Consider the following 1,176-nt stretch of genomic DNA (forward strand, 5'->3'; position numbering starts at 1 on the left):
GGGGGGGGGGGGGTGTCTGTGGTTTGGATGCGGCGCACATCCCTCTTTGGCCGTTTTCCCGGCCCCCCCCCCCACCCCACCCCGTCCGGCCAAGCGCGATAGATCCAGCTGACGCACCAGCCACGAGGGGCTCCGCCGTTGGCCGTATCCCGCCGATAGGCGCGATAATGACCGGATGGAAACCGTCCGCATCGCCACCCGCAAGAGCCCGCTCGCCCTCTGGCAGAGCGAACACGTCGCCGATCGCCTGCGCCAGGCCCACCCCGGCCTGCATGTGGAACTGGTGCCGATGAGCACCCGCGGTGACGAGGTGCTGGACCGCTCGCTGGCCGCCATCGGTGGCAAGGGCCTGTTCCTGAAGGAACTGGAGCTGGCCATGCTGCGTGGCGAGGCCGACTGCGCCGTGCATTCGCTGAAGGATGTGCCGATGGAACTGGATGAACCCTTCGCGCTGCCGGCGATGCTGACCCGCCACGATCCGGCCGATGGTTTCGTCTCCAACCTGTACGCCTCGCTGGATGCGCTGCCGATCGGTGCGCGGGTTGGCACCTCGTCGCTGCGCCGCCAGGCCCAGCTGCGCGCGCTGCGCCCGGACCTGGAACTGCTGGACCTGCGCGGCAACGTCAACACCCGCCTGGCCAAGCTCGACAACGGTGGCTACGACGCCATCGTGCTGGCCGTGGCCGGCCTGGAGCGTCTGGGCCTGGGAGCGCGCATCGTCGCGCGCCTGCAACCGCCGCAGTGGCTGCCGGCCCCGGCGCAGGGCGCGGTGGCGGTGGAGTGCGACGGTGGCAATGCGCGCCTGATGGCGCTGTTTGCGGGCTTGGATGACACGGAAACGCGCGCCTGCGTGGAAGCCGAGCGGGCGATGAACCGTGCGTTGCATGGCAGCTGCCACGTGCCGGTGGCGGCGATCGCGCAGTGGCAGGGCACCGACCTGCACCTGCAGGGCCTGGTCGGTAGTGCCAGTGATGGTCGTGCGGTGCGTGCCGAGGCCGTAGGGCCGGCCAGCGACCCGGAAGCACTGGGCCAGCGCGTGGCGACGATGCTGCTGGATGCCGGTGCCGGCGAGCTGCTGAACGTCTGAGCATTGCAGGTAGTGGCGGGGGGGGGGGGGGGCCCCCCACCCCCCCCGCCGGCTTAAGATGTTTAGAACCCCCCGCCCGACCCAAAAAA

General features: G+C 70.4%; 1 protein-coding gene. It reads left to right on the forward strand.

Annotated elements, in window-relative coordinates:
- Positions 1 to 175: 175 nt before the first annotated feature.
- On the forward strand, positions 176 to 1,087 hold the full coding sequence (gene hemC / locus ABE423_RS20695; protein ID WP_346487361.1) for a hydroxymethylbilane synthase: 912 nt from the start codon (positions 176 to 178) through the stop codon (positions 1,085 to 1,087).
- Positions 1,088 to 1,176: the final 89 nt, after the last annotated feature.

The organism is Stenotrophomonas sp. TWI1409 (assembly GCF_039673015.1).
In the GTDB taxonomy this organism is placed as follows: domain Bacteria; phylum Pseudomonadota; class Gammaproteobacteria; order Xanthomonadales; family Xanthomonadaceae; genus Stenotrophomonas; species Stenotrophomonas maltophilia_A.

Excerpts from the sequence above, each read along its gene's own strand:
- hemC (WP_346487361.1), top strand. The coding sequence starts at position 176 with ATGGAAACCGTCCGCATCGCCACCCGCAAGAGCCCGCTCGCCCTCTGG.